We start from the raw sequence: 14,754 nt of genomic DNA on the forward strand, positions 1-14,754 counted from the left end.
AGGAGAGAAATGCATGACGCAAGTCACGGTGAAACAACTGGCCGATGAGGTCAAAACACCGGTTGAGCGCCTGTTGCAGCAGATGCGTGAGGCAGGTCTGCCGCACACCGCCGCCGAGCAGAATGTGACCGACAGTGAGAAGCAAGCTCTGCTGACTCACCTGAAAAGCAGCCACAAGGCGAAAGTGGAAGAACCGCGCAAAATCACTTTGCAGCGTAAAACCACCAGTACCCTGCGTGTTGCTGGAAGCAAAAGCATCAGCGTTGAAGTACGCAAGAAGAAAGTCTTCGTACAGCAAAGCCCGGAAGAAATCGAAGCCGAGCGCAAGCGCGAGCTGGATGAACGCCGCGCAGTAGAAAATGCTGCACGTCAAAAGGCTGAAGAAGAGTCCAAGCGTCGCGCCGAAGAAGAAGCGCGTCGTCAGCCTGCGGCTGTTTCGGCTCCTGCACCTGCTCCTGCTGCCGCCCCTGCACCTGTGCAAGCTGCACCGGCAGCAGCGCCTGCGCCAGCTCCTGCAGCCGATGCACGCAAGCGTGATGAGCAGCGCCGTCCGGACAAACCACGTGCTGACGACAACAATCGTCGCGGTGGCGGCGGTGATGGCGAGCGCAAAAACGCTCCGCATCGTGCTTCTGTTAAAGAAAAAGCGCCTGCTCCACGCGTTGCTCCTCGCACTTCCGAAGAAGAAAGCGATGGCTTCCGTCGCGGTGGTCGTGGCAAGAGCAAGCTGAAGAAGCGCAACGCTCACGGTTTCCAGAGCCCAACCGGCCCTGTGGTTCGTGACGTACAGATTGGCGAAACCATCACTGTCGGCGATTTGGCTGCACAGATGTCGGTCAAAGCTGCCGAAGTGATCAAGTTCATGTTCAAGCTGGGTACTCCAGCCACCATCAACCAGGTACTGGATCAGGAAACTGCCCAACTGGTTGCTGAAGAACTGGGCCACAAAGTCACTCTGGTCAGCGACAACGCCCTGGAAGATTCCCTGGCCGAGTCCCTGAAGTTTGAAGGCGAGTCGTTCTCCCGTGCTCCGGTTGTGACCGTAATGGGTCACGTTGACCACGGTAAAACGTCCCTGCTCGACTACATCCGTCGTGCCAAGGTTGCTGCTGGCGAAGCCGGTGGTATTACTCAGCACATTGGTGCATACCACGTTGAAACCGAACGCGGCATGGTCACGTTCCTCGACACCCCGGGTCACGCCGCGTTTACCGCAATGCGTGCACGTGGTGCCAAGGCCACTGACATCGTGATTCTGGTTGTGGCTGCAGACGACGGCGTGATGCCGCAAACCATCGAAGCTGTTCAGCACGCGAAAGCGGCTGGCGTGCCGCTGGTGGTTGCAGTGAACAAAATCGACAAGCCAGGTTCTGACCTCGATCGCATCCGTAGCGAACTGTCCGTTCACGGCGTGACCTCGGAAGAGTGGGGTGGTGACACTCCGTTTGTTCCGGTCTCGGCGAAAATGGGTACCGGCGTTGACGAACTGCTTGAAGCTGTCTTGCTGCAAGCTGAAGTTCTGGAACTCAAGGCCACTCCATCGGCTCCTGGCCGTGGCGTAGTAGTTGAGTCCCGTCTGGACAAAGGCCGTGGTCCTGTTGCAACTGTTCTGGTTCAAGACGGCACCCTGCGCCAAGGCGACATGGTACTGGTCGGTTCCAACTACGGCCGCATCCGCGCCATGCTCGATGAGAACGGTAAGGCCATCAAGGAAGCCGGTCCATCCATCCCTGTCGAGATACTCGGCCTGGACGGCACGCCAGATGCTGGCGACGAGATGAGCGTAATGACTGACGAGAAGAAGGCACGTGAAGTGGCCCTGTTCCGTCAAGGCAAGTTCCGCGAAGTGAAACTGGCGCGTGCTCACGCAGGCAAGCTGGAAAACATCTTCGAGAACATGGGCCAGGAAGAGAAGAAGACGCTTAACATCGTCCTCAAATCTGACGTCCGTGGTTCGTTGGAAGCTCTGCAGGGCGCTCTGAGCGGCCTGGGTAACGATGAAGTGCAAGTGCGCGTAGTGGGCGGCGGTGTCGGTGGTATCACCGAGAGCGACGCTAACCTGGCACTGGCCTCCAACGCTGTATTGTTCGGCTTCAACGTGCGTGCCGATGCCGGCGCTCGCAAGATCGTCGAGCAAGAAGGCCTGGACATGCGTTACTACAACGTCATCTACGACATCATCGAAGACGTCAAGAAAGCCCTTACCGGCATGCTTGGCAGCGACGTTCGGGAGAACATCCTGGGTATTGCTGAAGTCCGCGACGTGTTCCGTTCGCCTAAGTTCGGTGCAATCGCAGGTTGTATGGTTGTGGAAGGTGTTGTTCACCGTAACCGTCCAATCCGTGTACTGCGCGACGATATCGTTATCTTCGAAGGCGAGCTGGAATCCCTGCGCCGCTTCAAGGATGACGCGTCTGAAGTACGTGCCGGCATGGAATGCGGTATCGGCGTCAAGAGCTACAATGACGTCAAAGTCGGCGACAAGATCGAAGTGTTCGAGAAGGTCCAGGTTGCTCGCAGCCTCTAAATCGCGAGCTTCAAGAGCAAGGACGAGCCATCGCATGCCCATGCGCTGTGCTCGGTCCGGACTCTAAACGCAACGCCCGGTCCGGCTTCTGTCTGGCCGGGCGTTTGCCGCTTTCAGAACGCATGGGTTTCCCATGGGTGAGTAACAGGTAACAAGACATGGCAAAAGAATACAGCCGTACCCAACGTATCGGCGATCAGATGCAGCGCGAGCTGGCTCAACTGATCCGTCGCGAAGTCAAAGACCCGCGCGTAGGTCTGGTCACCATTACGGCGGTCGAAGTGAGCCGTGACGTCGGTCACGCCAAAATCTTCATCACCGTCATGGGCCAGGACAACTCGCAAGACATCGCTCAGACCATCAAGGTGCTGAACGCTGCGGCGGGCTTCCTGCGTATGCAACTGGCACGTGAAATGAAGCTGCGCAGCGTTCCTCAATTGCACTTCCACTACGACGAAAGCGTCGCACGTGGTGCTCACCTGTCCGCTTTGATCGAGCGCGCAGTGGCTGAGGACAACCAGCACGACGCCTCTGCTCCTGAAGACACCAAGGAGTAAGCGGTGGCTCAGGTCAAGCGTATCCGTCGTAACGTCAGCGGCATCATCCTGCTCGACAAGCCGCTTGGATTCACCTCCAACGCGGCCCTGCAGAAAGTTCGCTGGCTGCTCAATGCCGAGAAGGCAGGGCACACCGGTAGCCTCGATCCATTGGCCAGCGGCGTGTTGCCGTTGTGCTTTGGCGAAGCCACCAAGTTTTCGCAATACTTGCTCGATTCCGACAAGGGTTATGAAACCCTGATGCAATTGGGCAAGACCACCACCACCGCCGATGCGGAAGGTGAAGTTTTGCAAACGCGCCCAGTGACCGTTGGTCGCGCCGATATCGAAGCGGTTTTGCCTAAATTTCGTGGGCAAATCAATCAGATACCGCCGATGTACTCGGCGCTCAAGCGCGATGGCCAGCCACTTTACAAGTTGGCGCGTGCGGGTGAAGTGGTGGAGCGTGAACCGCGTTCTGTTACTATTACCCGCCTCGAATTACTGGCCAGCGAAGGCGACACCGCGCGCTTGTCGGTTGACTGCACCAAAGGCACCTATATCCGTACCCTCGTGGAAGATATCGGTGAAGAACTGGGCTGTGGTGCATATGTTGCAGAGTTGCGTCGCACACAAGCCGGGCCTTTCAGCCTCGCGCAGACCGTGACGCTGGAAGAGCTGGAAGCCGTACACGCCGAGGGCGGCAATGAAGCGGTTGATCGCTTCCTGATGCCATCGGACAGTGGCTTGCTCGACTGGCCGCTGCTGCACTTTTCGGAGGCCAGCGCGTTCTATTGGCTCAATGGCCAGCCGGTACGTGCTCCCGATGCACCCAAGTTCGGTATGGTGCGGGTACAAGATCACAACGGTCGCTTTATCGGTATCGGTGAAGTGAGCGAAGACGGGCGTATCGCGCCGCGTCGACTGATTCGGTCAGAATGACCGGAGCAGCTCGGTTCGAGGCTTAACGGTCGCGGGCCGAACTGAAAGAGGGTGGCTGTTATTAGGCACGGTCACATCTCACTTTTTTAATACGAGGATTTGTCCTCGGCCTATTGGATCTGTCTTGCTTGCAAGCAGAGCCCTAAAGAAAGGAAATGCCTCATGGCACTGACAGTTGAACACAAAGCAGAAATCGTAAAAGACTACCAGCAAGCTCCAGGTGATACTGGTTCTCCAGAAGTGCAAGTTGCACTGCTGACCTTTAACATCAACACGCTGCAAGGTCACTTCAAGGCCAACGGTAAAGATCACCACTCCCGTCGTGGTCTGATCCGCATGGTAAACCAGCGTCGTAAGCTGCTGGACTACCTGAAAGGCAAGGACATCAGCCGTTACGCTGCGCTGATCGCTCGCCTGGGTCTGCGTCGCTAATAGCGATGTTGCTAGAGGCTGGTTGTTTGTTGCGCGTCTGTGGGGTTCCCACGGGCGTGCGGCAGGCTTCCAGCCTCAAGTTTTATCTGGACCAGACGGATTCTTACGAAAGCTCACCCTAGCGGCTGCTTTCGTAAGCATCTTGAGTCGGGCACGCCCCGGCGGTGCACACGTTTTTCGCAAGAAACCCGTTCCCCAAGAGTCACAAAGAGAAGGTAGGACACCGTGAACCCGGTTATCAAAAAATTCCAGTTCGGTCAGTCGACCGTCACCCTCGAGACTGGCCGTATCGCCCGTCAGGCTTCCGGCGCAGTATTGGTCACCGTTGACGACGACGTCAGCGTGTTGGTGACCGTAGTCGGTGCCAAACAAGCTGATGCAGGCAAGGGCTTCTTCCCTCTGTCTGTTCACTACCAAGAAAAAACCTACGCCGCGGGTAAAATCCCGGGCGGTTTCTTCAAGCGTGAAGGTCGCCCTTCCGAGAAAGAAACCCTGACCTCGCGTCTGATCGACCGTCCGATCCGCCCGCTGTTCCCGGAAGGCTTCATGAACGAAGTGCAGGTTGTCTGCACCGTTCTGTCCACCAGCAAGAAAACCGATCCGGACGTCGCTGCGATGATCGGTACCTCGGCTGCGCTGGCCATCTCCGGTATTCCTTTTGATGGTCCAATCGGCGCAGCCCGCGTTGCTTACCACGAAAGCACTGGCTACCTGTTGAACCCGACTTACGAGCAACTGGCCGCTTCGAGCCTGGACATGGTTGTTGCCGGTACGTCGGAAGCCGTGTTGATGGTTGAATCGGAAGCCAAAGAGCTGACCGAAGACCAGATGCTGGGCGCGGTACTGTTCGCTCACGACGAGTTCCAGGTTGTTATCCAGGCCGTTAAAGAACTGGCTGCTGAAGCTGCCAAGCCAACGTGGGACTGGGCTGCTGCCCCAGAAGCCACCGCACTGCTGGGCGCTATCCGTGCCGAGTTCGGCGAGGCGATCTCCCAGGCTTACACCATCACCATCAAGGCCGACCGTTACGCTCGTCTGGGCGAACTGAAAGACCAAGTGGTTGCCAAGCTGTCCGGTGAAGAAGGCCAGCCTTCTGCCAGCGAAGTTAAAGCTGCCTTCGGCGAAATCGAATACCGCACCGTTCGCGAAAACATCGTAAACGGCAAGCCGCGTATCGATGGCCGTGACACCAAGACTGTTCGTCCTCTGAACATCGAAGTTGGCGTACTGCCAAAAACTCACGGTTCGGCACTGTTCACCCGTGGTGAAACTCAGGCGCTGGTGGTTGCAACGCTGGGTACTGCCCGTGATGCACAACTGCTGGATACCCTGGAAGGCGAGAAAAAAGACCCGTTCATGCTGCACTACAACTTCCCTCCGTTCTCGGTAGGTGAGTGTGGTCGTATGGGTGGTGCAGGTCGTCGCGAAATCGGTCACGGCCGTCTGGCACGCCGTTCGGTTCAGGCCATGCTGCCTGCTGCTGACGTGTTCCCGTACACCATCCGTGTGGTATCGGAAATCACTGAATCCAACGGTTCCAGCTCCATGGCTTCGGTCTGTGGTGCATCCCTGGCACTGATGGACGCTGGTGTTCCGATGAAGGCACCGGTTGCCGGTATCGCCATGGGCCTGGTTAAGGAAGGCGAGAAGTTCGCAGTTCTGACCGACATCCTGGGTGACGAAGACCACCTGGGCGACATGGACTTCAAAGTAGCCGGTACCTCCAAAGGTGTTACCGCGCTGCAGATGGACATCAAGATCAAAGGCATCACCGAAGAAATCATGGAGATCGCCCTGGGCCAAGCCCTGGAAGCTCGCCTGAACATCTTGGGCCAGATGAACCAGATCATCGGTCAGTCGCGTAACGAACTGTCGGCTAACGCGCCGACCATGATCGCGATGAAAATCGACACCGACAAAATCCGTGATGTTATCGGTAAAGGCGGCGCGACTATCCGTGCAATCTGTGAAGAAACCAAGGCTTCGATCGACATCGAAGACGACGGTTCGATCAAGATCTTCGGCGAGTCCAAAGAAGCAGCAGAAGCGGCTCGTCAGCGCGTTCTGAGCATCACCGCTGAAGCTGAAATCGGCAAAATCTACGTGGGTAAAGTTGAGCGCATCGTCGACTTCGGCGCATTCGTCAACATCCTGCCAGGCAAAGACGGCCTGGTTCACATCTCGATGCTGAGCGATGCTCGTGTTGAGAAAGTGACTGACATTCTGAAAGAAGGTCAGGAAGTGGAAGTACTGGTACTGGACGTGGACAACCGCGGCCGTATCAAGCTGTCGATCAAAGACGTAGCAGCTGCCAAGGCGTCGCAAGCTTAATCGCTGCGAACGCCTGCTTTGAAAAAAGGATCCTTCGGGATCCTTTTTTTATGCCTGCACAAAAAACAGTGCAAAAGGCCATGATCGAAAACCCGCAACTTGCATGCTGATTTGAATGGCGTCATGCAATCTGCACGACAGGCTAAAACTGATCGTTACGTAAGTCATTGATAATAAAGGATTTTATTGTTTTAAAAAGTTGGCACAGGCCCTGCAATAGTACTGGTAACCCTGCTGCTGTGAGACGGCGCAGATTTTTAAGAAGACAGGAGTTACTTGTATGAAGAAGTTCGCTATTGCTGCCGCAACTGCCACCGCTCTGACCATGACTCTGGCCAACGCTGCGTTCGCAGCTCAAGCAACGACTCAAGCGCCAATGGTTGTTGCCGCGGGTGAAGTCACCAAAGCCAAGGAAGCTACTTCTGATACCTGGATCACGACCAAAGTTAAATCTGACCTGCTGACCGAAAAGGGCATTCCAGGTTCAGACATCAAAGTTGAAACCAACAAAGGCGTGGTGTCCCTGTCCTCGACAGTCGCGATCACCGAAGCCCAGAAAAAGATCGCGGTCGACATCACCAAGAAGATCAAAGGCGTTAAAGCTGTTTCGGCTGACGGCCTGAAAGCAGAGTAATCCCGCTAATTCGTAGAGCCGGGGGAAAGTAGGAGCAGGTGATTTAAGCGTTACGCCTGCAGCTTTCAGAATAGGTTCATGCGACGGCCACACGGATGTGGTCATTACAGCCCCCGGCGTACTGCGCCGGGGGCTGTTCTATTTTTGTAGGGCCAAGATCAAAAGATCGCAGCCTTCGGCAGCTCCTACAGGCCGGGTGGATAGCCGCAAGGTGCCGCCCGTCTTCGGTGCCCAGGCCACCGATAATCGTCAGCATCCCCCAATCGGTTCCCTCTCCTGCGGGAGAGGGCTAGGGTGAGGGGGCTTTTAGATCAAAAGCCAGATCAAAAGATCGCGAGACAAGCTCGCTCCTACAGGGCGCTCAGAATCTATCGCTTATTTTTTGTGTGATGACTGTCGAGGCACGAAGGTTTCAGGCCTTTACTCGCTGTCCAAATGCAGCGGTGAAATCACCCGGCCATCGCTTTCGGCTTCGCCCAAAGTGGCGTCGATGAAATACACGCGCTCATCAGCCAAACCACCTTTGTCGACGAGGTAGTCCTTGATACTGCTCGCCCGCTCCTGGCCCAGTTGGCGCAGTAGCACGTCGCTTTTGCTCCAGAAGTCGATCAACGCGGCACTCATTTTGGCGGCGCGTTCATCGCGACTCAGCTTGGCCCACTCCGCAGGTGGTTGCTGCTTGAGACGTGCCCGGTAGATGCCTTCCAGCAAGGGGCCTTTTTCATCCTCCGGGACCTTCAGCAACGAGGCTTGGGCTGGCACTTTGTCGCCACGGCGCTGGAGGATCTTGTAGTAGTTGTACTGGTACTCACGCTCCAGACGCTCTTGGGCAATCAGCGGGCCGTCGCTGCTACGGGCAGCCGTACCTTCAATCTCCAGACGCAGTGCCGGACGTTGTTTCAAGGCTTGCGCCAATGTGTTCAGGGCCTTTTGCGCCTCAGGGCTCAGTTCGCTGGAGCCTGGCGCGAATGACACTGTGCCAAGGTCTTCAGAGCCACCACCTGTGATCAGCCCGCCAATAAACTTGAACGGCGCTTGGGCGGCACGCAGGACCAAGTTGCGCAGGGTTTGCCAAACAATCGGCATCACACTGAACTGCGGGTTGTTCAGGTCGCCTGTTACCGGCAATTCGATCGAAATCGTCCCGTCGGTATCTTTGAGCAAGGCCACCGCCAGTTTCAGCGGCAGGTTGACGGCGTCGGGGCTATCGACCTTCTCACCCAGTTGCAACTGCTCAATCACCACCTTGTTCTCAGCCTTAAGCTGGCCTTTGGTAATCAGGTAGTGAAGGTCCAGGCTCAGTCGGCCCTTGCGAATGCGATAACCGGCGAATTTGCCCGAATAGGGCGTCAGCGTGGTCAGTTCGACGCGTTTGAAGCTGGTGGCGATATCGAGGCTGGCCATCGGGTCAAAAGGATTGACGTTACCCTTGATCGTAACTGGCGCGTAGCGGTCAACCTTACCCGCCACGTTCACACTGGCCGGTTTGGCTTGGCGGCTGTCTATGGTGCCAATCTCACCGTTGAGCTGTTGAATGGCCGTGGCAAAAAACGGTGTCAGGGTGAAGTCGGCAAAGTTGGCCGAGCCGTCATTGATCGCAATGCCGCCCACATGAATGGCCAAAGGCTTGCTCGCGCTCGCTGCCGGTTTGGCCGCGCTTTTCGCGTCCTTGTTGGGGGCTTGCGGGATTAACAGGTCATCAATGTTGGTGGTGCGGTCATCATTGATCATGAAGCGCACGTAGGGCTGTGTCAGGTTGACCTTGGCAATCGACAGGCTGTTGTCGTGCTGATACTTGAGGTTTTCGAGTACCAGGCGCTGCCACTTCAGGAAGTCACGGTTTTTCATCGTGTCCAGCGTGTGCAACTGATCGACCTGTGCACGGCCTTCTACGGTAAAGGCCAGCGGTTCGGTGCCTTTGAGGTCCACCGCCAGATCACTGCCGAGCATGCCGCTGCGCAGTTCGAGGCGCAGAAACGGGTCGATGTAGGCTTGAGCGACTCGCAGGTCGATGTCTTTGGTGGTGACTTTGAGTTTCGCGCTGATCGGGCTCAGGTTGACATCGCCGCTGGCCGTCAGCTGGCCTTGTTTACCCACTCCGGTGTCGAGTGCGACCGAGAAGGGCGAGCGATTAAGGCTGTCAAAATTCTTCAGGTTGAGGTTAAGCGGGCCAACATCCAGCGCGACGGGTGTTTTGGGCTCTTTGTCGGCCAGGTGCACACGGTAGTCGCGCAACTCAACATCCTTGAGCAGCACTTGCCAGGGTTTGCTGGGCGCTACCGGCGTCGGTTTGGGAGCTTCAACGGTGACGACTTCATCGGTTTTTTGTGCCGGTTTGGCCGGTTGGCTGGCAAACAGCTTTTGCCAGTCGAGCTGACCATCTTTTTCGCGGGCGGCCCAGGTCTCCAGGTTATTGCTCTGGATTTTACCGACCACCACCTGCTGTTTGGCCAAGTCGACGGTAGTGTCGCTGACCGTCAAACGTTCCAGGCGCGCCAGCGGGCGGCCATCCGGGGCATTGACCTTGAACGGCGCAATGCTGGCCGTGAGGTTGTTCAGGATCAGTTCGGTGTCTTTGGCCAGGTTCAGCGTGTAGTCCGTGCTGAAGTTCAGTACGCCGTTTTCAAGCACCAAGGGCAGCGCATCGCGCACATACGGCCACCAGGCTTTCATTTGGCTGTCGGTGACGCTGAGCTTGCCGCTGGAGGCAATCGGCACCAGGCTCAGCGTACCGGTCCAGTCGATGCGCCCACCCGCTGGACCGTTCGCCACCAGCGTCATGTTGGCGTTGTCTTCGGGCAGGGTGCTGAGGTTTTTCAGCTCAAGGTTCATCGAGTCATACAGAAACTCAATCGGCTCGCTGGGCCGCTGATCAATAAAATGCAGGTAGCCGTCAGCGAGCTTGATGGTGTCGATGCGTACGGGGAAAGGTTTGCTGTCGGGGTTGTCAGGCGTTGGCTCGCTGGCTGGCAACTTGAACAGCTGGGCCAAATTGAACGTGCCGTCCTTGTTGAACAGTAGTTCGGTCTTGGGCTTGTCCAGTTGCACGTCGGTCAGGTGCAGGGCTTTGGTCCATAGGCTGTCGACTTGCAGGTTGGTGTAAAGGCGGTCGAACCCGACTTGTTCCTTGCCGGGTTCGCCCACTCTAAAGCCCCACAGCGTCAGCTCGAGGCTGAAGGGATTGAACTCCAACCGGTCGAGTTTGGCCGGGACAGTAGCGTAGTTGGCTAGCTGCTGATTGATGATGCGCAAGCCGACGCCGGGCACGATAAAGAAGCCCAGCACGCTATAAATCGCGATAGCCGTTAACACTGCGCCAATGGCGCGTAACAATCCTTTGAGCATGTGAGGCGTCGTCTTTACGTTCAGGAGTGCCTTTGAGTATGGCACGCGTTTCCGGTTCCGATATGAGCGCCTTATTTCGGGTAGGACTTTTCCCTTTGGTGCCGCGTTTTAGAACTGCAAAATAAGCGTTTTCAGCGGCGGCTGGTTATCCATGGACGGGAAGTCCGCAGCGGGTGTCAGGACCTGCCAGTCGCGCACGGGGCGGCCAGCCTTCTCGGCGCAGCGCAAGACTTGCTCACGCCAGTCGTCCATGCTGACTTTTGCCAGGTTGTTACAGCAGATCAGCACCCCGTCCTTGGCGGTGGTGAGTACCGCAGGCTTGAGCAGGCTTTGATAGTCGCGCAGCAGGTCGACGGTGCCGAATGCACTTTTGGCCCAGGCGGGCGGGTCGAGCAGCACCAGGTCGTATTCACGCTGATCGAGGTGCGGGTAGGCCGGCAGTTTGTGACGGCGTTGTACGATAGGCAGCCCGGCCAGTTGGCGGATCGCGGCGAAGTAGTCGGACTGCACAAACTTCATTTTTTTCAGTTCCGGGTTCAGCAGGCCATTTTCACGGCCAACTGCCAGATTACCCTCGGCAAAGTCCAGGTTGCAGACTTCACTGGCCCCGCCCGCGGCTGCGCTCAGGCCCACACCGCAGGTGTAAGCAAAGAGGTTGAGGACGCTTTTACCGGCGCTGTGTTGCTTGACCCAGCCGCGTGCATTACGCAGATCGAGAAACAACAGCGGGTCCTGGCCAGCATGGCGACCGCGTACGCGGTAGTTGAGCCCCCATTCGTGACCGACCATGTCAACCAGCGCAGCGTCTTCAGCGCGGTACACCGTGTCTTCGCGATCGATGCGCGAGTTGCCCTGGGAGCGGTCGTTGTAGACCAGCAGCAACTCCAGGCCCAAGTGTTGGTTGATGGCGTCATGCAGTTGCAGCAGATCATCGCGCTCCAGGCGCTGATGGAAGCTTTGCACCAGCAACTGCGGGCCGTAGCGGTCGATGGTTAAACCGCCAGCGCCTTCCTGGCTGCCGTGGAACAGGCGATAGCAATCAGTGCCCTGGCTGTGCAGCTCGGCCAGCAGATCGTGACGATTATCGAGGGCGGCGCGCAGCGCCTGATTCAAGGAAGACATGCGTTGCGCCTTGGGGGACAGATAAGGCGCGGCAGTTTAACAGAACAGACACTGTCACCGCTGCCTGGCGCCAGTCATTCAAGCCCCATACGCCGCCGTGCACGTTGCACCGAGCCATTGCGCACGGCCCAGCGCAAAATCGGCGCAGTGCTGTTCACGCACGTGCGCACGAGCTGGCGGGTGACAGGACGTTGTTCAAGCCCAAGTTGATCACTGGCCCAATCGGGCAGCAAATCTATCCCGGCCTGCATCATCAATGCCCCAAACGGTTTGGCCAGCAGGCTGGGGGCGGGGGCATTGAGCAGCAGGCGAATCACTTCATGGCTGCGTTCATCGCACAGCAACTGCGGGCGAACACGGTCGAGGTACTCGGCGATTTGCTGGCGTGAGCGCGGCACCTGCGTAGCGCCCAGGCGTTCAGCGACCAAGGCTATTTCGTCGTAGTAACGGTCTTGATCTTCGCCAGACAAGTGCGGATTACGGTAGCGAAGATGGGCCGCAAGGAAGTTGCTGACTTCGGCCACATGCACCCAGGTGAGCAGTTCAGGGTCGCTGGCGGCATAAGGCCGGCCATCAAGCCCGGTGCCGGTCACTTGCAGGTGAATGGTGCGTACTTTGTCGATCAACCAGTTGGCGTCCGCGGTGGAGCCAAAGGTGGTGCCGGAAATAAACTGCCCGGTGCGACGCAACCGGCCCAGCATGTCCTGGCGGAAATTGGAGTGGTCCCATACCCCGGCCAGGGCCAGTGGGTGCAAGGCTTGCAGCATCAAGGCGCTGATGCCGCCAATCAGCATGCTGGTGAAGTCACCGTGCACACGCCAACTGATCGAGTCCGGGCCAAACAGGCCAGGGTCGCCTTTAGGGTTTTCGAGGTCGAGACGTCCGAGCGAAAGCCCAGTCAGGCTCATGATCTGGCGTTCGATGGGGCGGCGGATAAGTTCCATGGGGCCTCGGTTGAGCCAGCCAGTCGGGAAGACTGGCTGGCTATCAATCAACCGCGATGACGGCCGCGGAAGTAGTTGATCAGACCTTGGGTCGATGCGTCTTCAGCTGGCTCTTCGAGATTGCCGGTCAGGCGGTTGTAAACGCCTTTGCCGAGTTCTTTGCCCAGCTCAACGCCCCACTGGTCGAACGCGTTGATGCCCCAGATAACGCTTTGTACGAAGACTTTGTGCTCGTACAGCGCCACCAGCGCACCCAGACGGCGCGGGCTGATGCGTTCAACCACCAAGGTATTGCTCGGACGGTTGCCCGGGATGACCTTGTGCGGCGCGAGTTTTTGCACTTCGTCTTCGCTCATGCCCTTGTCGCGCAACTCGGCTTCGGCTTCTGCACGGGTTTTACCCAGCATCAGCGCCTGGCTTTGCGACAAGCAGTTGGCGTACAACCACTGATGGTGATCGGACACCGGGTTGAAGCTGACAATCGGCACGATAAAGTCGGCCGGAATCAGCAGGGTGCCTTGATGCAGCAACTGGTGATAAGCGTGCTGACCGTTGCAGCCTACGCCGCCCCAGATCACCGGGCCGGTGTCGGTCGAGACCGGGGTGCCGTCCTGGCGCACGCTCTTGCCGTTGGATTCCATGTCCAGCTGTTGCAAGTGCTTGGTGATGTTACGCAGGTAGTGGTCGTACGGCAGGATCGCGTGGCTTTGCGCGCCCCAGAAGTTGCCGTACCACACACCCAGCGCGGCCATCAGCACCGGCATGTTCTGTTCGAACGGAGCGTTCTGGAAGTGCTGGTCCATGCTGTAAGCACCGGACAACAGCTCTTTGAAGTTGGACATGCCGATGGCCAGTGCAATCGGCAAACCGATGGCCGACCACAGCGAGTAACGACCGCCTACCCAGTCCCACATCGGGAAGATGTTTTCTTCGCGAATACCGAACGCCACGGCCGCCGCGTTGTTGCTCGACACGGCGATAAAGTGACGATGCAGTTCAGCCTCCGAACCACCCTGAGCCAAGTACCAGGCCCGCGCTGCTTGAGCGTTCTTGAGGGTTTCGAGGGTGTTGAAGGATTTCGACGAGACGATAAACAGCGTGGTTTCGGCGCGCAGTTTTGCGGTCAGTTCGTGGAACTCACTGCCGTCGATGTTAGCCAGATAGTGGCAGCGAACGCCTTTTTGCGCGTAGGACAGCAGTGCTTCAGACACCAGCTCAGGGCCGAGGAACGAGCCGCCAATGCCGATGTTGACCACGTCAGTGATTGGCTTTTCGGTGTAACCACGCCACAGGCCGTCGTGAATCCGCCCGACCAGTTCGGTCATTTGGTTCAGGACTTTGTGCACCTGCGGCATGATGTTGACGCCGTTCACCGACAGTTTGTCGGCCACAGGGCGACGCAGTGCCGTGTGCAGGGCCGGGCGACCCTCGGAGGCGTTGACGATGTCGCCTTCAAACAGCGACTTGATCGCGTTTTTAAGGTCGGCTTCGTTGGCCAGATTGACCAGCAAGCTGCGGGTCTGGTCGGTGATCAGGTTTTTCGAGTAATCCAGAAACAACCCGCAGCTGCTGAGGGTGAAATCCTCAAAGCGCTTAGGGTTGCTGTTGAACGCATCGCGCATGCTGAAATGTTGCATGTCGGCGCGGTGAAGTTTGAGCGCTTGCCAGGCGGGCAGAGCGGTAACGTCGTGAGGAGTGCGGTAGTACGCCATCGCTGCGAATATCCTTTTGCTTGAACTGCCTTTTGGACACTGAAAACACCGAAACCTTCGATCTGAGGTCAAGATTTCGGCTGGTCTGATTCTGCGCTTCATTCAGAAGCAGGGCGATTACAGTAAACCTCGCGCCTGCTTCTGTCTCGGCTTTGTCTGACACTGCTGCGTAACTTTTGTCACGAGCATGTTACTCGGGTACTACACAGTTTTCAGTGATAGGTGAAGG

The 14,754-nt window shown here is 57.4% G+C and carries 10 protein-coding genes; 6 read left to right on the forward strand and 4 right to left on the reverse strand.

What is annotated here, in order from left to right; translation table 11 throughout:
• The first annotated feature begins 13 nt into the window (after window positions 1-13).
• The 6 genes from infB (at window position 14) to TU84_RS23010 (ending at window position 7,402) form a co-directional block, all read left to right on the forward strand.
• Window positions 14-2,527, forward strand: a complete 2,514-nt coding sequence (infB, locus tag TU84_RS22985; RefSeq protein WP_048373273.1) for a translation initiation factor IF-2 — start codon at window positions 14-16, stop codon at window positions 2,525-2,527.
• 158 nt (window positions 2,528-2,685) lie between these two features.
• Window positions 2,686-3,084, forward strand: a complete 399-nt coding sequence (rbfA, locus tag TU84_RS22990) for a 30S ribosome-binding factor RbfA (protein WP_048373275.1) — start codon at window positions 2,686-2,688, stop codon at window positions 3,082-3,084.
• Window positions 3,085-3,087: 3 nt separating this feature from the next.
• Window positions 3,088-4,005, forward strand: coding sequence for a tRNA pseudouridine(55) synthase TruB (gene truB, locus TU84_RS22995; protein WP_048373277.1), 918 nt, complete (start codon window positions 3,088-3,090; stop codon window positions 4,003-4,005).
• A 162-nt stretch (window positions 4,006-4,167) separates the two neighbouring features.
• Window positions 4,168-4,437: a 30S ribosomal protein S15 gene (rpsO, locus tag TU84_RS23000; protein ID WP_048373279.1), complete on the forward strand. Its 270-nt coding sequence runs from the start codon at window positions 4,168-4,170 to the stop codon at window positions 4,435-4,437.
• Between the two features lie 225 nt (window positions 4,438-4,662).
• Window positions 4,663-6,768, forward strand: a complete 2,106-nt coding sequence (pnp, locus tag TU84_RS23005; protein WP_048373280.1) for a polyribonucleotide nucleotidyltransferase — start codon at window positions 4,663-4,665, stop codon at window positions 6,766-6,768.
• A 280-nt stretch (window positions 6,769-7,048) separates the two neighbouring features.
• Window positions 7,049-7,402, forward strand: a complete 354-nt coding sequence (locus TU84_RS23010; protein WP_048373282.1) for a BON domain-containing protein — start codon at window positions 7,049-7,051, stop codon at window positions 7,400-7,402.
• A 420-nt stretch (window positions 7,403-7,822) separates the two neighbouring features.
• On the opposite strand, the gene TU84_RS23015 is transcribed toward TU84_RS23010, so the two are convergent.
• The 4 genes from TU84_RS23015 to pgi all read right to left on the reverse strand — a co-directional run bounded on the left by TU84_RS23015 (window position 7,823) and on the right by pgi (window position 14,525).
• Window positions 7,823-10,747 (reverse strand): DUF748 domain-containing protein, encoded by a 2,925-nt coding sequence (locus tag TU84_RS23015; protein ID WP_048373283.1) that lies wholly within the window; start codon window positions 10,745-10,747, stop codon window positions 7,823-7,825.
• A 108-nt stretch (window positions 10,748-10,855) separates the two neighbouring features.
• Window positions 10,856-11,869, reverse strand: coding sequence for a class I SAM-dependent rRNA methyltransferase (locus TU84_RS23020; RefSeq protein WP_048373285.1), 1,014 nt, complete (start codon window positions 11,867-11,869; stop codon window positions 10,856-10,858).
• Window positions 11,870-11,943: 74 nt separating this feature from the next.
• Window positions 11,944-12,813 carry an oxygenase MpaB family protein gene (locus TU84_RS23025; RefSeq protein WP_048373286.1) on the reverse strand — a complete coding sequence of 290 codons (870 nt, stop codon included), beginning with the start codon at window positions 12,811-12,813 and terminating at the stop codon, window positions 11,944-11,946.
• 47 nt (window positions 12,814-12,860) lie between these two features.
• Entirely contained in the window at window positions 12,861-14,525 is a 1,665-nt protein-coding gene (gene pgi, locus TU84_RS23030) for a glucose-6-phosphate isomerase (RefSeq protein WP_048373288.1), read from the reverse strand.
• Between the last annotated feature and the right edge of the window lie 229 nt (window positions 14,526-14,754).

Origin of the sequence: Pseudomonas helleri (genome assembly GCF_001043025.1) — a bacterium.
In the GTDB taxonomy this organism is placed as follows: domain Bacteria; phylum Pseudomonadota; class Gammaproteobacteria; order Pseudomonadales; family Pseudomonadaceae; genus Aquipseudomonas; species Aquipseudomonas helleri.